The 4,007-nt window shown below is 57.2% G+C and carries 3 protein-coding genes and 1 pseudogene; 1 reads left to right on the forward strand and 3 read right to left on the reverse strand.

Annotation, left to right across the window (positions count from 1 at the left end; all coding sequences use genetic code 11):
* Window positions 1-395 precede the first annotated feature (395 nt).
* The 3 genes and pseudogenes from HV796_RS40560 to HV796_RS45030 all read right to left on the reverse strand — a co-directional run bounded on the left by HV796_RS40560 (window position 396) and on the right by HV796_RS45030 (window position 1,779).
* Window positions 396-1,409 (reverse strand): IS4 family transposase, encoded by a 1,014-nt coding sequence (locus HV796_RS40560; RefSeq protein WP_246356350.1) that lies wholly within the window; start codon window positions 1,407-1,409, stop codon window positions 396-398.
* 45 nt (window positions 1,410-1,454) lie between these two features.
* Window positions 1,455-1,601, reverse strand: a complete 147-nt coding sequence (locus HV796_RS45025) for a hypothetical protein (protein ID WP_246356351.1) — start codon at window positions 1,599-1,601, stop codon at window positions 1,455-1,457.
* Window positions 1,550-1,779, reverse strand: a pseudogene (locus tag HV796_RS45030) (IS4/Tn5 family transposase DNA-binding protein). The gene HV796_RS45025 and the pseudogene HV796_RS45030 overlap by 52 nt, the downstream one beginning before the upstream one ends.
* 1,416 nt (window positions 1,780-3,195) lie before the next feature.
* Here HV796_RS45030 and HV796_RS40565 point away from each other — a divergent pair.
* Window positions 3,196-3,795, forward strand: coding sequence for a hypothetical protein (locus tag HV796_RS40565; protein ID WP_175233322.1), 600 nt, complete (start codon window positions 3,196-3,198; stop codon window positions 3,793-3,795).
* The last annotated feature ends 212 nt before the right edge of the window (window positions 3,796-4,007 follow it).

Consider the following 4,007-nt stretch of genomic DNA (forward strand, 5'->3'; position numbering starts at 1 on the left):
AGGCATTCCTTTCAGAAATGGCATCCCGGTGATCGACAGCACACCGGTTCAGCAATCGCTCGCCGCCTGATGAACCTGCTCACCGCGTACACCAGATTTGACAATTGCTCGAGGAATTCGATAGATTCGCGACCGAAATGGCACTAAAGGGAAAGTTCGAGGTAGAGTTTAATAGAAAATATAGTGGACTGTCGGAAAAGGAATTGGAAACGTGTCTCGGAAAGCTTGTTCAGGCGAACTTCGAAAGAATTACGATGCCCATAAGAGGGCGGCGCCGAGAATTCGAATTTTACATAAAATAAACTGGCAAGCTCAAAGCCGGCAATGCAATTGGGTGAGTGGTAAAGATGGGCAGAGCTATCACTGTTTCTTTCGTGTCACATTCGCCTAACCATTTATAAAATTAACAAAATGTAATTTGAGGCTTTTAACTTTCGATGAAAGCTGTTAACCCATTCCATTACACAAGTCTGATGCTCAACCTCGCGCATGTACCTGTTGCCAGCAACGAAGTCCACAATCCGCTGCATGCCTGGCCAGATGGTTTTGACGCCAGGCTCGCCGTCGCCTTTGCGCGCGGGGAAGCCGCCGAGCATGGCGACGAGCCGTACCACTTCATTCGCTTGCGGCGGTTTGTCGGGCGGGGGCTTCCTGCTGAGGATGAAGGCGGGCCCTCCATTCATCGGTCTCAAACAGCAGTCCGGCATCGAGGTCCGGGCATTGTGGCCTAACCGCATGAGACGAGCGATGCGCCACGCCACCACCATGAACACCGCCAGTGCCCGCTCGATGCGCTCGATCGTGCTCAGCTGTAGCGCCTCGACCCGGCAACCGTTCTTCAACACATGAAAGAAGGTTTCCACCTCCCGGCGGGCGCGATACCAATCGATCAGCCGCGCAGCCCCGGTCAGATCCGGCTCGTCGCGATTGGTCAGCAAGCGCCATTCGATCGGCGTCACGCGAGCAGGCGCGTCCATCTCGCGCGCGACCAGGCAACTGATCGACACCACTGAGCCTTGGGCATCGTGCAGATTGATCCGTCGACTCCATATTTGCTGATGAACTTCCCGCGCCTTCTGTCGCTGGCGACGAGGCAGCGTGAAACGGATTTCAACGAGCGGCTCAGCTTGCGTGGCGTGATCCCAGAGCCTTTGACCCTCGGGTAACACGCGATTGTGCCGGGCTCGAATCAGCCAGTCTGCCGGACAGCCGGGATCGTGTGCCCGGCGCATCAGCGCGATGATGTCCGACTCCCGGTCCGTAACGTACACCAACTGCGTACCGGGCAGATCCGCCGCCTGCCCGGCCACCCGTTCGTATCCTTCAATCCAGCGCCCGCTTTCCTTCTCGCCGCCACGCACACCATCGGCGCCCTTGCGCTCACGCGCCCACATCCAGGCATTCAACATACCCAACGGTTCACGCTGCGGCGTGACCGCGCAGGTCGCGTGAACTTACATGCCGCGCTGGGCTTCATACGACAATGGCCCCAGCCCCGCGATGTCTTGACCGTTGAAGTTCAGCCGGGTCGTGTCATCCAGGCACAACACTACGTCGCATGCCCGCATCTGCTCGGCCGAGCACTGCCAGTACGGCTCCATGACGTCGGTCCGTTCCAGCTTGTCTTGCGCGAAAACCGATAAGCTGCCGCCGTCTCGGCCCTGCTACCGCACGCCTGCGCAATGCTGGCAGCCGGACTGCCCGCTGGTTCAGGCGCTTGTCGCCCAGATCGATACTCTTGAATTCCATTGCCGCCCAACTTTCCGTTGCTCGTGCCATTCGCGCGTCGTGCAAAAAGCAAGAGTACAAGGCAAGCCGCGAAAGCTTACAAGCCGCTCACGTCGACTTGTATGTAATGGTGTGCTGTTAACCTGATCGTTGTTTCGGCGACGAAAAGGACATGGCCAAACTGTCGGGTAAGGACGCGACGGTAACGTCGCGTCTTCCCCTTCTATGAACCGGACAGGCGAGTCGCCGCGCATCCGGCTCAAGCCATCTTCAGCACCATGGTGTGGCACCGGGCAACTTGATGGAGCGTTTTGCGGCTCGACGGCGGATGAGGTAGTCGTCCCGCTCAGGATCGAATGTCTACACCATGCTGCGGATCTTGACGTGCCGGGTAATCGGGGCCGTCGATGCACGGAAGAGTTTCAGGCCATTACTGCCGTCGGCCGGATCGACCGTAGCAAGGTCGCTTTCGCCACAACGTGACGGTGATACATGGTCCGTTCCCGGATAACGGGGTGGTAGCAGTTTGTAACACAGGCAATACGGGCATTGGCATGGGGTCCTCGCTCTCAGAGCGTCAGCATCCCGCAGTTCGCGACGTTTCCGAGATCTGGTGTGTCCGGGATCCAAAAAAATTTGCCAAGATGCGCGATCGGCCGTCAGTAGATCACCCCAAATCCGCGAGACTACTGCGACAACTAGCCGGCAAGATGCATCGCGTCCTGAGCGGATCCGTCCACGAGCGGGTCGACGCCCAACTCGCCATGTTTGATCCTCCGTCATATGTCGTGCCGAGCAGCGGTATGATCGTGATCGCAACGGTTCTGGAGCAGTTCCCAGACCATGCGGTGACTCTTGCTGGCTTCTCCCGCCAAGGTTGGAAGTGGCACCCATTTTCAGCCGAGCGCCGCTTGGTCGACGCGCTCGTCCCTGCGAGCCGACTCCAACGTCTCGATCCCGACGATCAAGGTGCCTAGTCGTCCGTTGCGACCTGTTTGGGCAGGGTTGTGCGAAGTGAGCACCTAGTCGCCGCAAGCTGGTTTGTGCTCCGTGTCGTCGAGCAATACCTTATAGCCGGGCGCGTGGACGAACGTGCTAAAACGCGTAGAGGCTCCCGATATAGACGGTGCCCACGGCGACGATTGCAACCGTAATTGTTTCGGTCATTTTCCTGGCCCATGAGCCCGCGATTCCCGTCGGCGTGTCGCGAGATTTGGCGCCTCGGCATCGATATGCTTCAATGCAACTCGCTGTCGTCGCTCATCAGCTGCGTTGGATATCATGCCCTCCCATTGAGCACGCGCCGGATTTTCGACGTGGGTCGCAGATCAGATGCGGATAGCGATCAAGCGACCAAGACGTGCGCCACGCGGGATTTTCGCGAGCCTCGCGAGTTGTTGCGGGTTGCGCGCACATGCGGGGCTCAGATACCGTAGGGTGTGCGCACCCCATTCTACGTGTGAAATCATGACCAAAGAATTCAACCGAATTGGTGCTGGCCTGCGCGCCGTTGAACCTGCCTCGTTCGAGTTGCCTCACGACGAACCTTGCGACTTTGGTTTCAGGATGCAGCCGCATACCTTTCAGTATCAAAATAGCATCTTTGCCGCGTTACCAGATACACCGTTAACAGCAGACGAGATCGACGCGGTACTGGATGTGCCGACGAACTCGTCAAGCCGCTCCATCGGCCCTTCGATGCAACGGCCAATGGCCCAAGTAGGCCCCGTGCGTCTTACCGGCCCCTTGAAACGCACAGTAGATCTAGCTTATGCCCGCATGAAAAGGGAGAAAGGCGCAGGGCGCCCTATCCTCAACGTTGACGCTGCAGTACTTTATTCTTACGCAGTGAGCCACAAGAATGAAGGAATTGCGAAAAACGGAACGCCGTCGAAGAATCCCTTTGGCGATCCGAACAAACTTACTGTCAGAGGCGCTGCAAGATATCTCAATGTCAATGATCACAGCCTTTGCAAGTATGTCCGTGCAGACGGAAACTATACAAAAAAGGCGAATACGATTCGGCGCAACGTTTACGGCATCCTCAATCCTTTTTCGGATCATTGATCATCCGGTATTCACTGCGGACCCGATGCCAGTTTGACTGAATTGGTGCCAGCACGCACGCGCTCGTGCTATCCGTGTCAGCTTGACAGGGGGGGGCGCCCATTAGTCGAGCCTGAACAATTCGGCGAGCCTCGTGCAGCGGAGCTTTGAGGCCGAAATGGTGTTGTGAGATTTGCAGGAACCTGGCACATTAACGTGAAAAACCTGCAAAT

Origin of the sequence: Paraburkholderia humisilvae (assembly GCF_902859855.1) — a bacterium.
Lineage (GTDB): Bacteria > Pseudomonadota > Gammaproteobacteria > Burkholderiales > Burkholderiaceae > Paraburkholderia > Paraburkholderia humisilvae.